General features: G+C 66.3%; 17 protein-coding genes, 1 pseudogene and 1 riboswitch. Of the genes and pseudogenes, 13 read left to right on the top strand and 5 right to left on the bottom strand.

Annotation, left to right across the window (positions count from 1 at the left end):
* The first annotated feature begins 16 nt into the window (after window positions 1-16).
* From AC1DPF_RS17210 to ung, 5 genes are read left to right on the top strand one after another with little or no spacing between them, the layout of a single operon-like run.
* Window positions 17-649, top strand: coding sequence for a nicotinate-nucleotide adenylyltransferase (locus tag AC1DPF_RS17210; protein ID WP_477873262.1), 633 nt, complete (start codon window positions 17-19; stop codon window positions 647-649).
* A 9-nt stretch (window positions 650-658) separates the two neighbouring features.
* Entirely contained in the window at window positions 659-1,027 is a 369-nt protein-coding gene (gene rsfS / locus AC1DPF_RS17215; RefSeq protein ID WP_477873264.1) for a ribosome silencing factor, read from the top strand.
* Window positions 1,028-1,059: 32 nt separating this feature from the next.
* A complete protein-coding gene (locus tag AC1DPF_RS17220) occupies window positions 1,060-1,482 on the top strand; it encodes a 23S rRNA (pseudouridine(1915)-N(3))-methyltransferase RlmH (protein ID WP_477873266.1) in 423 nt (140 codons plus the stop codon).
* Complete coding sequence (locus AC1DPF_RS17225) at window positions 1,482-2,696, top strand: murein hydrolase activator EnvC family protein (RefSeq protein ID WP_477962572.1); 1,215 nt, start codon at window positions 1,482-1,484, stop codon at window positions 2,694-2,696. Before AC1DPF_RS17220 ends, AC1DPF_RS17225 begins: the two co-directional genes overlap by 1 nt.
* 45 nt (window positions 2,697-2,741) lie before the next feature.
* Window positions 2,742-3,446, top strand: coding sequence for a uracil-DNA glycosylase (gene ung, locus AC1DPF_RS17230; protein ID WP_477962574.1), 705 nt, complete (start codon window positions 2,742-2,744; stop codon window positions 3,444-3,446).
* 18 nt (window positions 3,447-3,464) lie between these two features.
* On the opposite strand, the gene AC1DPF_RS17235 is transcribed toward ung, so the two are convergent.
* From AC1DPF_RS17235 to AC1DPF_RS17250, 4 genes are all read right to left on the bottom strand, one after another.
* On the bottom strand, window positions 3,465-4,055 hold the full coding sequence (locus AC1DPF_RS17235) for a permease (RefSeq protein WP_477873272.1): 591 nt from the start codon (window positions 4,053-4,055) through the stop codon (window positions 3,465-3,467).
* A gap of 277 nt (window positions 4,056-4,332) precedes the next feature.
* A complete protein-coding gene (locus tag AC1DPF_RS17240) occupies window positions 4,333-4,884 on the bottom strand; it encodes a 2'-5' RNA ligase family protein (protein WP_477962576.1) in 552 nt (183 codons plus the stop codon).
* Window positions 4,885-4,979: 95 nt separating this feature from the next.
* Complete coding sequence (locus AC1DPF_RS17245) at window positions 4,980-5,450, bottom strand: hypothetical protein (protein ID WP_477873276.1); 471 nt, start codon at window positions 5,448-5,450, stop codon at window positions 4,980-4,982.
* Window positions 5,451-5,537: 87 nt separating this feature from the next.
* Window positions 5,538-6,203, bottom strand: a complete 666-nt coding sequence (locus tag AC1DPF_RS17250; protein ID WP_477962578.1) for a hypothetical protein — start codon at window positions 6,201-6,203, stop codon at window positions 5,538-5,540.
* A 667-nt stretch (window positions 6,204-6,870) separates the two neighbouring features.
* On the opposite strand from AC1DPF_RS17250, the gene AC1DPF_RS17255 reads away from it, so the two are divergent.
* Together AC1DPF_RS17255 and AC1DPF_RS17260 are read left to right on the top strand one after the other, a co-directional pair.
* Entirely contained in the window at window positions 6,871-7,068 is a 198-nt protein-coding gene (locus AC1DPF_RS17255; RefSeq protein ID WP_477871442.1) for a hypothetical protein, read from the top strand.
* Window positions 7,069-7,432: 364 nt separating this feature from the next.
* Window positions 7,433-7,546: pseudogene (locus AC1DPF_RS17260) on the top strand (PEPxxWA-CTERM sorting domain-containing protein); the annotation flags it as partial.
* A gap of 83 nt (window positions 7,547-7,629) precedes the next feature.
* On the opposite strand, the gene thiC reads toward AC1DPF_RS17260, so the two are convergent.
* On the bottom strand, window positions 7,630-9,489 hold the full coding sequence (gene thiC, locus AC1DPF_RS17265; RefSeq protein ID WP_477962580.1) for a phosphomethylpyrimidine synthase ThiC: 1,860 nt from the start codon (window positions 9,487-9,489) through the stop codon (window positions 7,630-7,632).
* Window positions 9,490-9,532: 43 nt separating this feature from the next.
* Window positions 9,533-9,675: riboswitch (TPP riboswitch) on the bottom strand.
* A 53-nt stretch (window positions 9,676-9,728) separates the two neighbouring features.
* Here thiC and crtY point away from each other — a divergent pair.
* The 6 genes from crtY to AC1DPF_RS17295 all read left to right on the top strand — a co-directional run.
* On the top strand, window positions 9,729-10,898 hold the full coding sequence (crtY, locus tag AC1DPF_RS17270) for a lycopene beta-cyclase CrtY (RefSeq protein WP_477962582.1): 1,170 nt from the start codon (window positions 9,729-9,731) through the stop codon (window positions 10,896-10,898).
* Entirely contained in the window at window positions 10,898-11,482 is a 585-nt protein-coding gene (locus tag AC1DPF_RS17275) for an LOG family protein (protein WP_477871448.1), read from the top strand. The genes crtY and AC1DPF_RS17275 overlap by 1 nt, the downstream gene beginning before the upstream one ends.
* Window positions 11,483-11,600: 118 nt before the next feature.
* The gene (locus AC1DPF_RS17280; RefSeq protein WP_477871450.1) at window positions 11,601-11,768 is read left to right on the top strand and encodes a hypothetical protein; all 168 of its coding nucleotides are present in this window, start codon (window positions 11,601-11,603) and stop codon (window positions 11,766-11,768) included.
* Window positions 11,769-11,919: 151 nt separating this feature from the next.
* On the top strand, window positions 11,920-12,258 hold the full coding sequence (locus AC1DPF_RS17285) for a hypothetical protein (protein ID WP_477871452.1): 339 nt from the start codon (window positions 11,920-11,922) through the stop codon (window positions 12,256-12,258).
* 127 nt (window positions 12,259-12,385) lie between these two features.
* On the top strand, window positions 12,386-13,585 hold the full coding sequence (sucC, locus tag AC1DPF_RS17290; RefSeq protein WP_477871454.1) for an ADP-forming succinate--CoA ligase subunit beta: 1,200 nt from the start codon (window positions 12,386-12,388) through the stop codon (window positions 13,583-13,585).
* A 111-nt stretch (window positions 13,586-13,696) separates the two neighbouring features.
* Window positions 13,697-13,945: electron transfer flavoprotein subunit beta/FixA family protein (locus AC1DPF_RS17295; RefSeq protein WP_477962584.1), on the top strand; the 249-nt coding region annotated here is incomplete at its 3' end.

A 13,945-nucleotide genomic window follows, 5' to 3' on the forward strand; every position in this document is an offset into this window, starting at 1 on the left:
CCGCTAGAGCGGCGCTATGATTCCAACCGGCCTGCTCGGCGGCAGCTTCAATCCCGCGCATTACAGCCACAGGCATATCAGCCTGTTCGCGGTTCGCGCGCTGGGGCTGGCGGAGATGTGGTGGCTGGTGTCGCCCGGCAATCCGCTGAAGGCGGGGGCGTCGGACATGGCTTCGCTGCCGGCGCGGCTCGGCTCGGCGGAGCGCATGGCCCGCCGCGCACCGATCCGGCCGACCGCCATCGAGGCACGGCTCGGCACCCGCTACACCGCCGATACGCTGCGCGCGCTGGTCCGCCGCTATCCCAACCGCCGCTTCATCTGGATCATGGGCGCCGACAATCTGGCGCAATTCGACCGGTGGCATGATTGGCGCGGCATATCGCGCAGCGTCGCCATTGCCGTTGTCGCCCGGCCGGGCTATGATGGTGGTGCCCGGGCCTCAAGGTCGATGGGCTGGTTACGGCGTTTCGTCCGGCCCGTGGCCAAGGCGAAGGAGTGGACGGCATGGAGACCGCCAGCGCTCGTGCTGCTGCACTTTTATCCTGATCGCGGTTCCGCAACGCGGCTCCGGGCCAAGGACCCTAGCTGGCATCTTTCCTACAGCAACACAGGCTTGCGCGATCGTTTGACGCGCCAGCCGCTTCCATGAGGAGGTAATTTGACCGCCCAAGACCCTTCAGCAAAGCTCCACGAGCTCGTGCTGAAATCTCTCGACGACGACCAGGCTGTCGAGACCGTGACGATCCCGCTCGCGGGCAAGTCGTCCATCGCCGATCACATGGTGATCGCTTCGGGCCGTTCGACGCGCCAGGTCGCCTCGATGGCGACGAAGCTTGCCGACAAGATCAAGAGCGAAACCGGCAAGAGCGTCCGCATCGAAGGCCTGCCAACCGCAGACTGGGTGCTGATCGACGCGGGCGACGTGATCGTCCACCTGTTCCGCCCCGAAGTCCGCAGCTTCTACAATCTCGAGCGGATGTGGAATTTCGGCGACGCGCCCGCCGCGCCGCTGGCGGCCCAGGCCTGACATAGCGGCAGCAGGCGGGGGCCGGGAAAGCATTGCTGCTGCACATCGTCGCCCGGGGCAGGATCGGCCGCAGCCCCGAGGCCGAGCTGGTCGCCCGCTACCTGAAGCGGATCGCCTGGCCGACCCGCATCACCGAACTGCCCGACACCGGCGGCAAGCTGCCGCCGCGCGATCCCGGCACCATGCTGGTCATGCTCGACGAAAAGGGCGAGCAGCTGGGATCGATGGCCTTTGCCGAAAAGCTGGGTCGCTGGCGCGACGATGGCGTCCGCGAGATACGCTTCCTGATCGGGGCCGCGGACGGCTTCGGCGAAGACCAGCGCCGCGATGCCGACCTGCTGTTCGCCTTCGGCAAGGCGACCTGGCCGCACATGCTCGCCCGCGCCATGCTGGCGGAGCAGCTGTGGCGCGCGACCAGCATCCTGGCCGGCCATCCCTATCATCGGGAAGGGTGATGCGCACGCGCGCCATCGCCATCCTGGCAGCCGCTGCGATGATGGCCTGCGCCGCCAGCGCCCCGGCCGTCGATCGCGATCCGATGGTCGTCGAGCAGCAGCGCGCGCTGCTCTCGGCACGGCGCGACGCGGCCGCCGCCGAGCGCCGCGCCGCACGGCTCGAGCACCAGGCAAAGGCGATTTCCCGCGCCGCCGACCGCGCCCAGGCCGAGCAGGCCGCCGCCGCCGCCGCGATCCAGGCCTCCGAAGCGCGCATCGCCGCCGCGCAGGCGCAGGTCGTCATCGTCGATCGGCTGCGCGCGGCGCAGCGGGCGCGGCTCGCCGAACGGCAGGGGCCGATCGTACGGCTGACCGCAGCGCTCCAGACGATGGCGCGCCGCCCGGCCGCGCTGGCCCTGGTCCAGCCGGGCTCGGTGGACGACATGGTCCATGTCCGCGCGCTGCTCGGCTCGACGCTGCCCGAGATCCGCGCCCGGACCGCCGGCCTGCGCGCCGAAGTGGCGCGCGGGGATGCGCTGCGCCGCCAGGCGGAGCAGGCCGTGGCCGAGCTGCGCCATCAGCAGCGGCAGCTCGAGACCGATCGCCACGCGCTCGCCCGGCTCGAGGCCGACCAGCGCCGGCGCTCGCAGGGCCTGATCGACGATGCGATGGCCGAGCAGGACCGGGTGATCGCGATGGGCGAGAAGGCGCGCGACATCACCCAGCTGATCGCCGACCTCGGCGACCAGGCTGACATCCGCATGCGGCTGGCGAGCCTGCCCGGCCCCCGGCTGCGCCCGCCGATCCCCGGCCAGGCGCCGCCGCCGCCCGCAGAGCTCGCCGCGCTGGCGGCGGCGGCGAACGCACCGCCCTCCTACCGACTGCCGGTGCTCGGCAGGCTCGTCGCCGGTATGGGCGAGATCTCCCAGTCGGGGGTGCGCGCCAAGGGACTGACCCTCGCCCCGGCGCGCGGCGCGCAGGTCGTATCGCCCGCGGTTGGGCGGATCGCCTATGCCGGCCCGTTCCGCGGCTATCGCGGGATCGTCATCATCGATCATGACAATGGCTGGGCGACGCTGATCACCGGCCTGGCCGGGCTCGGCGTCCGGGTCGGCCAGCAGGTGATCCAGGGCAGCCCGATCGGCACCGCCGAAAACCGCGATCCGCGCATCACCGTCGAATTGCGCCACAACAGCGCGCCGGTCGACATCCTGCCGATCATGGCGCGGGGGTGACGATCGGCAGTTGTCGGAACCGCCGTCCTGCGCCAAACATCCGCCATGCCCGACATCAAGCTCCACGACAGCTGGAAGACCCCGCTCGCCGACGAGTTCGCCGCCCCCTATATGGCCGCGCTCAAGGCCTTCCTCACCGGCGAGCGCGCGGGCGGCAAGCGCATCTTCCCGGCCGGCGGCGAGTGGTTCCGCGCGCTCGATCTGACGCCGCTCGACAAGGTCCGCGTCGTGATCCTCGGGCAGGACCCCTATCATGGCGAGGGCCAGGCGCATGGGCTGTGCTTCAGCGTGCGCCCCGGCGTCCGCCCGCCGCCGAGCCTGGTCAACATCTACAAGGAGCTGCACGGCGACCTCGGCCTGCCGCGTCCCGGCCACGGCTTTCTCGAACATTGGGCGCGGCAGGGCGTCTTGCTGCTCAACAGCGTACTGACCGTCGAGATGGGCGTCGCTGCCTCGCACCGCGACCGCGGCTGGGAGAGGTTCACCGACGCGATCGTCCGCCTCGTCAACGCCAGGGCCGAGCCGGTCGTGTTCATGCTGTGGGGCAGCTACGCCCAGAAGAAGGCGGCATTCGTCGACTCGACCGACCGGGGCGGCCGCCATCTCGTGCTCAATGCCGCGCACCCCTCGCCGCTGTCCGCGCACAACGGCTTCTTCGGCTGCCGCCACTTCTCGAAGGCCAACGCCTTCCTGGAGGCGCGGGGCCTGCCGCCGATCGACTGGTCGCTGCCCGACATCGGGGCCGCCTGACGGCCTGACAAATCGCCCCTACGCTCCCCGGTCGAGCAGCGGCGCCATCGCGACGATGTCGCCGGCGCTGAACAGCAGGCTGCCCGGCGTCGCACCGGGCAGCGCGTGGAAGAAGAAGGGGGTGCCGAAGCTGTCGCCCTCGATCAGCGCATGCGCCATGTCGGCCGCGACCGCCGTCACCAGGTCGACCTGCGCGCTGCTGTCGGACGAAGACTGCGCCGCCAGCCTGTGTGCCATATAGGTCTCATAGTCGGCGGGCGTGGTCTCGGGCCGGTACATGTAGTTGAGTTCGCGATAGGGTTCGCCCGGCCAGGGATAGATGATGTAGCGCATCTCGATATGGCGGAAGCCGCGCGGATATTCCTTGTGAACAAGCTGGCAGACCGCGCAGTCCTTGTTGGTGAACATGTAGCAGATGCCGGCCGAGGGCCCGCCGCTCGCCGGCACGCGGATGCTGGGCAGCATCGCCAGCTGATCCCAGAATGGCGCAAGCTCCGCCTGGAAGCCGGCCTGCCCCGGAATGCCCGGCGCGGGCTCCTGCGCGGACAGGCGGCCGGCGAGCGCCAGCGCGGGCAGCAGCGCGAGCATGGCGCGCCGGTCGAACGTCATTCCTTCAATCCCCCGATCGAAAGTCTATCGCGGGAGTGTGTCGCGTATCGAGCGCGGCGTCCAGAGCGGTGCGAATGGGGGATCCCGCCTGACGCGGCGCTTGAGGAGAGATCCCACCCCCCTCGTTTTCGTCATCCCAGCGAACGCTGGGATCTCTCCTGACCCTTTCCTCGACATGTCAGCGCAGAGAGATTCCAGCTTTCGCGGGAATGACGGCGTTTGGTAAGTTCCGGTATTCGAACGATTCTTTGGTGCGAGCGGCGAACCTATGGCGGCCTCAGCCCGCCAGCGCCCAGCGCCCCAGCGGGACATGCTCGGTCAGCCCGACCAGGCTGTGGACCAGCACGAACTCGCCGGCGCGCCAGCTGATCGGCCAGACCGGGCGGCGGAAGCTTTCCTCCTGCCCATAGGCCAGGGTAACATGCGGATCGAAGCGGAAGCCGCGATTGGGCCACACCCCGGCGTCGGCCATTGTCAGCGCGAGCTTCTGCTGGAACGCCTTGAGCACCGGCATGTGATCGCCCGGCTTGAGGCAAGTGACATGGCCGTTGCTCACCACCTCCTGCAGCACGATCCGCAGCCCCGGCCCTGCCAGAGTCGCGGCCGCCGTCCCCATCGCCGCGACCAGCCCCGGCGGCGGCGTCATCGGCAGGTCGAGCGCAAACAGCGTCATCTGCAGCCGGTCATCGGCGACATGGCTGCGCGCCACGCCGATCCCGTCGCGCACCGCGGCGATCTCCGCGACCGCCTCCGCGCTCGGCATCAGCGCGAAGAACAGGCGGTGGAGGACAAGCTCGTCGCTATCGTCAAAGGGCCGGCGCAGGGTCATGGCGTTTCTCCTTCGTTCGACTCCCTACGCGATTTGGGATAAGAACAAAAGAAGAACTTACGTCAGCACCCAGTCGCGACGATCATAAGGCCGTTTCACAAGCCCGCGAACTCGTCAATGCCGAGGACTTGATAGATATGCGCGACATCGCGGGCCGATCGCACCTGGTCGAGCAGCGCCTCGAACTCATCCTCCTGGCCATCCGCCTCATAACCGTCATACCAGCTGACGCGCACGGCGGCGCAGGTCCGGTCCTTGATCTCATCCAGCGACAGCGGCGGGAGCTTCTCGAGCTCATGTTCGACACGCCAGGACGGCGGCAAGTACAGGAGAATCCCCAACAACGTCCAGCGCGCGGCCCTGCCCTTGGTTCGAACCGATCGGACGACCCACTGGTTATTTCCATTGTCGATAAGCAGCATGCCTTCGTGCATGCCGCGCTTGATCATCGCCGGAGCCGCGATCGTCAGGATGTCCATGTCGGGGAATCCGCAGAAATCCCCATCTGAGGTGAAGCCGAGCACTGGAAACTCAAAGCTCTCCTCGGTTGTCTTGATCAGTGACATGCCGCGCCTCCGCTGGAACGAATGGAGAACATACCCGCTCACAATCGTTACGGCAAGAGGGTGGAGCGACACGCGGTGACGCAGCCCTTAGCGGCGGCGCCTCTCGCGCTCGCCTGGTGGCAAAGGCTGGTGAAGATTTTCCCAGGCGTCGGCCGCATATCCTGTCACTCCCACCGGTGCCGTCTTCTGGAGGTCGGTCGTGCCATGCCAGAGCTTTTGCAGAGAATTAAACTCCGGCTCTCCCTTCCAGGCACCAGTGAGGCGGCGGTGCATCGCCTTGTCCATCGGCTTCAGGAGCGCCGGGTGATTGATCGCGCTTTTGGTCGTGCGGCCTACGCCAGCATACCGATGCGGGATAGTATGATGCAATTCCTGCCCGGCCTGCGTTAGCTCCAGGCTCTTGTACCGCGTTTGCATTGCTTTGGCGCTTGCAAGCCCCTCCTCATATCGCCTCAGCTTTCCTGCGGTTCGAAGTTTGCCCATGAGCCTGACCAGCTTGATCGCGGGGGAGACCGGCAGCGCATCTGCGACCGCCATGACGCCGTTGAATGCGGCACCGCCATAGTTTCCGTCTTGAACATCGGCCGCTGCCTCCCAGAGCGGACCTGCGATTGGTATCATGGATTCGACGAAGTTCGGACGAGGGATCTTCCAGTCAGCGGCTTCGGCTGGCTGAAATTGCCCGATCGGTGTCCGCTGTGCATTGGCCAGCCCGGCGGCTGGCACCGATTTCTTGCGAAACATGGCCCCCATATTCTTCTCCATTCCACGGGACGCACCCTTCCAGCCTGCGCGGAACACGGCGGTGAGGTGCTGTGATGAGCGTGATTCGAAGATTAATCGCGCCGGACTTATCCACTGCTGAAGTGGGCGACCGGCAGCATATCCGCGAAGCATTGATCGTCGCAGAGAGGGAGAGAAATGTCAAGAACAAAAGAAGAACTATAAGTCTATCACGATCATTTAGCGGCGACCTCAGGGCTGGTGGTCACGCCAGATTAACAGCGAACGTCGGCCGTTTACCCGGTGAACGGGAAAGGTCACGCGCAGGCGCTAGAGCTAGCGCAGTGCCGATATCATTGTTGAGTATAATGTCCGCGGGTGTCCCCGAATATCACCGTCATCCCGTCCCCCCTCCCCAAGGTCATCCCGGACTTGATCCGGGATCTCACTGGCCCTGACGCGCTGGCAACCTGCAGGTGGACATAGAAAAGCGAGATCCCGGATCAGGTCCGGGATGACGAGTGGTGGAGTAGCCATCTGCCCGCCGGGGGCTTCGATGGCGAGGGCACGCCGACGATGCGTCCCCGGGACCACAATGAACCGCCGCCATTTACCGGGCGAAGCGTGGGCCGCTTTCCCGCAATCGTGCGTTGGGCCTTTTCCGGGCGGTCTGCGGGGTTCTAGCAGGGAGATCATCATGCTTGGATCACGGAAGACACTGCTGCCGTCCCTATTGGCCGCTGCCTATTGCGCCTGCGGTACCGTCCCGGCCTCGGCGGCCAGCTACAGCTTCGATGTCCTCTATTTCGGCAATGGCGTCGCGAGCCTGGCCCCCGGAAGCGATGATCCGTTGAGCACGACGCTCCAGGCTGGAGATCATTCACCTACAGCCTGACGGGGACGAACGGCGTTTTCACGACCCTCCTCGCCTCGTCCATCTTTCCGTTCTTTGCGCTATCGATCAGCGAGCCGGGGATCCGCTTCAGCGATATCGACCTTGTCCTGAGCTACAAGGGGACCGAAGTTCTCATCCATAGCGAAGATAATATCGAGAATTTGGAAATACATCTGGGCACCAACACCGTCGCATTCCCGTCCGATCTCGCCTTCGACAAGTTCGCGCTCGACGACACCATCCTATCGGCCACGGCCGTGGACCATGTCACGCCAACCGGCTCGACGGCGACTTCGCTCCTGCCCTGGCGGGACGCGCGCCCGAGCTCAACTCGCCCTATCAGATCAGCTACAGTGCAGCGCCCGCCGTTCCGGAAATGTCGACATGGGCGATGATGATCGTCGGCCTGGGCTTCGTCGGCGCAAGCGTGCGCCGCCGCCGTGCGAAGCTTACCGGAGCGGCGAGCGCACGACCCTGAACCAGCAAGAACGGCCGATTCACGCTCCCGGTGGAAGCGTAGCGCTTCCACCTCAAACGATCAGGCCCCAGGCAAAGCGACGTTCACTCCGCCGCCGGCAGATAAATCTCCCCGCCCTTCTCGCGGAACACCTCGCTCATCTGCGCCATTCCCGCCTCGGCCTCACCGGCAGCGATGAAGGTGTTCGCCGGCGCATTCTGCTTCGCCGCGAAATCCCGCACTTCCTGGGTGATCTTCATCGAGCAGAATTTCGGCCCGCACATCGAGCAGAAATGGGCGGTCTTGGCGCCTTCGGCCGGCAGCGTCTGGTCGTGATATTGCTCGGCGGTGTCGGGATCGAGCGACAGGTTGAACTGGTCGCGCCAACGGAATTCGAAGCGGGCGCGGCTGAGCGCGTCGTCGCGGACCTTGGCGGCGGGGTGACCCTTGGCGAGGTCGGCGGCGTGGGCGGCGAGCTTGTAGGTGACGACGCCGACCTTGACGTCGTCGCGGTCGGGCAGCCCCAGATGCTCCTTCGGCGTGACGTAGCAGAGCATCGCCGTGCCGAACCAGCCGATCATCGCCGCGCCGATCGCGCTGGTGATATGGTCATAGCCCGGCGCGATGTCGGTGGTCAGCGGCCCAAGCGTGTAGAAGGGCGCCTCGCCACAGGCTTCGAGCTGCTTGTCCATGTTGGCCTTGATCTTGTGCATCGGCACATGGCCGGGGCCCTCGATCATCACCTGCACGTCGTGCTTCCAGGCGATCTGGGTCAGCTCGCCCAGAGTCTTGAGCTCGCTGAACTGCGCCTCGTCATTGGCGTCGGCGATCGAGCCGGGGCGCAGGCCGTCGCCCAGCGAGAAGGCGACGTCATAGGCCTTCATGATCTCGCAGATTTCCTCGAAGCGCTCGTAGAGGAAGCTCTCCTTGTGGTGGCTCAGGCACCATTTCGCCATGATCGATCCGCCGCGGCTGACGATGCCGGTGACGCGCTTGGCGGTCATCGGGATGAACGGCAGGCGGACGCCGGCGTGGATGGTGAAATAGTCGACGCCCTGCTCGGCCTGCTCGATCAGCGTGTCGCGGAAGATCTCCCAGGTCAGGTCCTCGGCGACGCCGTTGACCTTCTCGAGCGCCTGGTAGATCGGCACCGTGCCGATCGGCACCGGGCTGTTGCGCAGGATCCACTCGCGGGTGTCGTGGATGTTGCGGCCGGTCGACAGGTCCATGACCGTGTCGGCGCCCCAGCGGATCGACCAGACCATCTTGTCGACCTCGGAGGCGACGTCGGAGGCCACCGCCGAATTGCCGATATTGGCGTTGATCTTGACCAGGAAGTTGCGGCCGATCGCCATCGGCTCGCTCTCGGGATGGTTGATGTTGCTCGGGATGATCGCGCGTCCGCGGGCGACCTCCTCGCGGACGAACTCGGGCGTGACATAATCGGGGATCGACGCGCCGAAATCCTCGCCGTCGCGGGCCAGCTTCTCCTTCAGCGCGGCGCGGCCGATATTCTCGCGGATCGCGACATATTCCATCTCGGGGGTGATGATGCCGCGGCGGGCATAGTGCATCTGGCTGACATTGTGGCCGGCCTTGGCGCGCAGCGGCCGCTGCACGACGTTCGGAAAGGGCGTGACGCCGCCCGAGCGGTCCGGGCCCTTGAGGCCGTTGTCCTCGGGCTTGATGCCGCGGCCTTCATAATCCTCGACATCGCCACGGCCGATGATCCAGTCGCGGCGAAGCGCCGGCAGGCCGGCCATGATATCGATGCGGGCATTGTCGTCGGTATAGGGACCGGAGCAGTCGTAGACGCGCACCGGCGGCTCGCCCGACGACGGCTCCAGCGCGATCTCGCGCATCGCCACCTTCACGCCCTGCGGCCCTTCGACGTGGATCTTGCGCGATCCGCGAATCGGCCCGGTCGTGACCTTCATTTCGGTGCGGGCGGGAATATCAGCCATGGCGCGTCTCTCCATTGAGGCCCGCGGATGTCAGGAAGAAAAGTCGCGCACGACATTCCCTCCCTACGCCGGTGCGAGCCGGATCAGGTTCAGCGGGTCGCGGGCGTTGCAGCGCCGCCTCTCAGCCCTTGTTCCGAATTTCCGCCGAATAGATTTTCGACGGCGGGGGCTCCCCGGGGATGTGAACAATGGTAACGAAAGAGAGCGCCGGGCGAAACCCCCGTTAGCAGGCTGGCGTCATGGTGCAGCGCAGCTATAAAGCGCGCATGACCGGTGTTGCCTGCGATCTCGCCATTGTCGGCGGCGGCCTTTCGGGCGGCCTGATCGCGCTGGCGGCGCGCCGCGCCCAACCCGACCGCCGGATCCTGCTCATCGACGCCGCGCCCGGCCTGGGCGGCAATCAACTCTGGTCGTTCATCGACAGTGATGTGGGGGAGCCGGAAAAGGCGCTGCTCCAGCCGCTCGTCACCTATGGCTGGCGCGAGTTCGCAGTGGTGTTCCCGCGCTACAAGCGGGCGCTGCCGCAACCCTTCTACAGCATCCGATCGGATCAGTTCGACAAGACGCTGCGCGCGGCGATGCCGGCGGAAAGCATCCTGGCCGGCCGCCGCGCCACCGCGATCACCCCGGACAGCGTCGTGCTGGAGGACGGCACCATGATCGCCGCGCATGGCGTGATCGACGCGCGCGGCCCCGCGGACCTGTCGCTGCTCGACCTGCACTGGCGCAAGTTCGTCGGCTATGAACTCATGCTCGACGGGCCGCACAGCGTACGCCGCGCCACCCTGATCGACGCCGCCGCCGATCCCGCAGACGGCTTCCAATATATGACGATGCTGCCGATCGAGAACGACCGGCTGTTCATCGAAGACGTCCGCTTCGAATCGCATCCCGGGCTCGATATGGCCGACCATGGCCAGCGCATCGTCAACCACGCCGCCCGTTTCGGCTGGCGCATCCGCGGATCGGAACGCGGCCAGGCCGGCGTCGTGCCGGTGGTGCTGGGCGGCGACTTCGAGAATTATTGGCGGTCGGGCGGCGAGGGCGTCGCCAAGGTCGGCCTGCGCGCGGGGCTGTTCCACCCGGTCAGCGGCAATTCGCTCGCCGACGCCGCGCGCACCGCGCTGCTGGTAGCAGGGGCGCAGGACTGGTCGGGCGCGGCGCTTCACCACATGCTGCATGCCCACGCCGCGAAGAGCTGGGCGCGCCGCGATTATTATCGCCGCTTCGCGCACCGCATGATGCGCGACACGCCGGCTGCGGACAGCTACCGGATGCTCGAATCGCTATACACGATGGACTCGGAGCTGATCGCCCGCTTCCACCGCATGACGCTGGGCTTCGCGGACCGCGTCGCCCTGAGCCTGGGCGACGGACCGATGCCGCTGACCGCGCTGGTGAAAGGCTGATGATAAGATCGCTGTGCGTGTTCTGCGGATCGAGCCCCGGCCATGATCCCGTCCATGCCGACGCCGCCCGCGCGCTCGGCGCCGCGCTGGGCGAGGCGGGGATCGACCTGGTCTATGGCGGCGGCAGGGTCGGGCTGATGGGCATCGTCGCCGACGCCGCGATGGCGGCCGGGGTGCGCGCCACCGGGGTGATCCCCCGGGCGCTCGCCGACCTGGAAGTGGCGCATCATGGGCTGAGCGCGCTTCACGTCACCGGCTCTATGCACGAGCGCAAGGCTATGATGGCGGACCTGTCCGACGGCTTCATCGCGCTGTCGGGCGGCATCGGCACGTTCGAGGAGTTGTTCGAGATCTGGACCTGGGGCCAGCTGGGCGATCATGCCAAGCCGGTGGCGCTGCTCAACATCGCTGGCTTCTACGACAAGCTGACGGGGTTCATCGCCGACGTGGTGGCCGCCGGCTTCCTTCGCGACGTGCATAGTGCGATGCTGATGGTGGAGGAGGAACCGCGAGCGCTGGTCGCGCGGATGCAGGCCTATCGGCCGGCCGTCGTCCGGAAATGGATCGATGACGACCAGCGGTGATCCACCACCGAGGGGTAGCTCTCGGTCGCGCCAAAATGGTCGGAAAAGTGCAAACACATTGATCCATGCTAATGCGCCGGCCGGCAAATGGCGGCTTCCTGCAGGACAGGGGGCGCCGATGGCCGATCTGGATATAGTCTATTACCGGGAGCGGCTGGCGCAGGAATGCGAGCGCGCGCTCCAGGCCCCGCACAAGGCGGCCAGCGCGGCGCACCGCGCCATGGCGGAGCTGTACAGGCAGCGGCTCGACGGTGATCTCCAGCACGCCGAACGCGACGCGAACTGATCATCCACCGGCAAGCGTGACGCGGATGCCATTGCGGGATTGAGTCGCGGGCGGATTCGTCCCAACAACAAACCCGTTCATCGCCGATCAACGCGGGGCCGCGCACAAGCGCCAGGCCCGTCGCGGGCCACATAGCTCAGGAGCGCGTCGCATGCCCCGCCGGAAACTCGCCCGCCTCGCTACAACGCTGCCCGTGATCGCGGCGCTTTCGCTGGCCGCCTGCACCACCGTCTCGCCCGAGGCGCGCGTGCGAAGCAAGCTGATCGAGGCCGGCCTGCGGCCGCCGGTGGCCAGCTGCATGGCCGAAAGGATGGTCGATCGGCTGTCGCTGGTGCAGCTCAAGCGGCTGCAATCGCTCGGCGGCCTGGGCAAGCACGACGTCCGCGGCATGAGCGTCGACGAGCTGGTCTATCGGCTGCGGGCGCTGAACGATCCGGAAATCGTCGCGGTGGTCCTCAAGGCCGGCATCGGCTGCTCGATCGCAAGCTGATTTAGCCCTACAAAGAATCAATATTGCGGCGCAGCATCCGAATCGCCGTGCGCGGGGTTTTCAAGGCCGCTCTTTCATGCTTAAGCCCCAGCCGATTTGATCGGACTCTGAGGGATTAGGCTCGACCATGAACATCCACGAATACCAGGCCAAAGAGCTGTTGGCGAAATTTGGCGCGGCCGTCCCGGCCGGCTATGCCGCGCTGACCGTCGACGAAGCGGTCGAAGCCGCGAAAAAGCTTCCCGGACCGATCTATGTGGTCAAGGCGCAGATTCACGCCGGCGGCCGTGGCAAGGGCAAGTTCAAGGAGCTCGGCCCCGACGCCAAGGGCGGCGTCCGCCTGTCCAAGTCGGTCGACGAAGTCCGCGCCAACGCCGCGGACATGCTCGGCAACACGCTGGTGACGATTCAGACAGGTGAAGCCGGCAAGCAGGTCAATCGCCTGTATGTCACCGACGGCGCCGACATCAAATCCGAATATTATCTGTCGATGCTGGTCGACCGGAAGACCGGCCGCATCGCCATGATCGTCTCGACCGAAGGCGGCATGGACATCGAGGAGGTGGCGCACAGCACCCCTGAGAAGATCCGCACCATCATCATCGACCCGGTCGAGGGCTTCCAGCCGCACCACGGCCGCGCCGTGGCATTCGCGCTCAAGCTGAAGGGCGATCTCAACAAGCAGGCGGTCAAGCTCGCCGAGCAGCTGTACAACGCCTTCATGGCGACCGACATGGCGATGCTCGAGGTCAATCCTCTGGTCGAGACCACCGACGGCAAGCTGTTCGTGCTCGATGCCAAGGTGAGCTTCGACTCGAACGCGCTCTACCGCCACCCCGACGTCTTCGCGCTGCGCGACGAGAGCGAGGAGGATCCGGCCGAGATCGAGGCGTCGAAGTACGACCTCGCCTATATCAAGCTGGACGGCGACATCGGCTGCATGGTCAACGGCGCCGGCCTCGCCATGGCGACGATGGACATCATCAAGCTCAACGGCATGTTCCCCGCGAACTTCCTCGATGTCGGCGGCGGCGCTACGACCGAGAAGGTCACCGCCGCGTTCAAGATCATCCTGAGCGATCCCGCGGTGAAGGGCATTCTCGTCAACATCTTCGGCGGCATCATGCGCTGCGACATCATCGCAGAGGGCATCATCGCCGCGGCGAAGGAAGTGAACCTGTCGGTGCCGCTGGTCGTTCGGCTCGAAGGCACCAACGTCCAGCAGGGCAAAGATCTTCTCGCCAATTCCGGCTTGCCGATCGTCGCCGCCGACGACCTCGGCGATGCCGCCCGGAAGATCGTCGCCCAGGTGAAGGCGGCCGCGTAACCCAATGCGTCATGCCGGCAATGGCCGGCATCTCGGGCGGCAAGGCCTCCGTGCCCCTCCCGAGATCCCGGCCTCCGCCGGGGATGACGAAAACCGGAGAAGGAACGAGAGATGAAGATACTCGTACCCGTCAAGCGGGTGATCGATTACAACGTGAAGCCGCGGGTCAAGATGGACGGCACCGGCGTCGACTTGGCCAACGTCAAGATGTCGATGAACCCGTTCGACGAGATCGCCGTCGAGGAAGCCATCCGCCTCAAGGAAAAGGGCGTCGCGACGGAAATCGTCGCCGTCTCGATCGGCGAGCAGAAGGCGCAGGAAACTCTGCGCACGGCGCTTGCCATGGGTGCGGACCGCGCG

The sequence above is a fragment of the Rhizorhabdus sp. P4_G6 genome, from assembly GCF_056401045.1.

What these genes read in the sequence shown, in the direction of transcription:
- AC1DPF_RS17240 (WP_477962576.1), bottom strand. Translation starts at nt 4,884, where the DNA reads ATGACCCTGCGCCGGCCCTTTGACGATAGCGACGAGCTTGTCCTCCAC.
- sucC (WP_477871454.1), top strand. Translation starts at nt 12,386, where the DNA reads ATGAACATCCACGAATACCAGGCCAAAGAGCTGTTGGCGAAATTTGGC.
- AC1DPF_RS17280 (WP_477871450.1), top strand. Translation starts at nt 11,601, where the DNA reads ATGGCCGATCTGGATATAGTCTATTACCGGGAGCGGCTGGCGCAGGAA.
- ung (WP_477962574.1), top strand. Translation starts at nt 2,742, where the DNA reads ATGCCCGACATCAAGCTCCACGACAGCTGGAAGACCCCGCTCGCCGAC.
- AC1DPF_RS17235 (WP_477873272.1), bottom strand. Translation starts at nt 4,055, where the DNA reads ATGACGTTCGACCGGCGCGCCATGCTCGCGCTGCTGCCCGCGCTGGCG.
- thiC (WP_477962580.1), bottom strand. Translation starts at nt 9,489, where the DNA reads ATGGCTGATATTCCCGCCCGCACCGAAATGAAGGTCACGACCGGGCCG.
- AC1DPF_RS17210 (WP_477873262.1), top strand. Translation starts at nt 17, where the DNA reads ATGATTCCAACCGGCCTGCTCGGCGGCAGCTTCAATCCCGCGCATTAC.
- AC1DPF_RS17285 (WP_477871452.1), top strand. Translation starts at nt 11,920, where the DNA reads ATGCCCCGCCGGAAACTCGCCCGCCTCGCTACAACGCTGCCCGTGATC.
- AC1DPF_RS17255 (WP_477871442.1), top strand. Translation starts at nt 6,871, where the DNA reads ATGCTTGGATCACGGAAGACACTGCTGCCGTCCCTATTGGCCGCTGCC.
- AC1DPF_RS17225 (WP_477962572.1), top strand. Translation starts at nt 1,482, where the DNA reads ATGCGCACGCGCGCCATCGCCATCCTGGCAGCCGCTGCGATGATGGCC.
- crtY (WP_477962582.1), top strand. Translation starts at nt 9,729, where the DNA reads ATGGTGCAGCGCAGCTATAAAGCGCGCATGACCGGTGTTGCCTGCGAT.
- AC1DPF_RS17250 (WP_477962578.1), bottom strand. Translation starts at nt 6,203, where the DNA reads ATGGGGGCCATGTTTCGCAAGAAATCGGTGCCAGCCGCCGGGCTGGCC.
- AC1DPF_RS17275 (WP_477871448.1), top strand. Translation starts at nt 10,898, where the DNA reads ATGATAAGATCGCTGTGCGTGTTCTGCGGATCGAGCCCCGGCCATGAT.
- AC1DPF_RS17245 (WP_477873276.1), bottom strand. Translation starts at nt 5,450, where the DNA reads ATGTCACTGATCAAGACAACCGAGGAGAGCTTTGAGTTTCCAGTGCTC.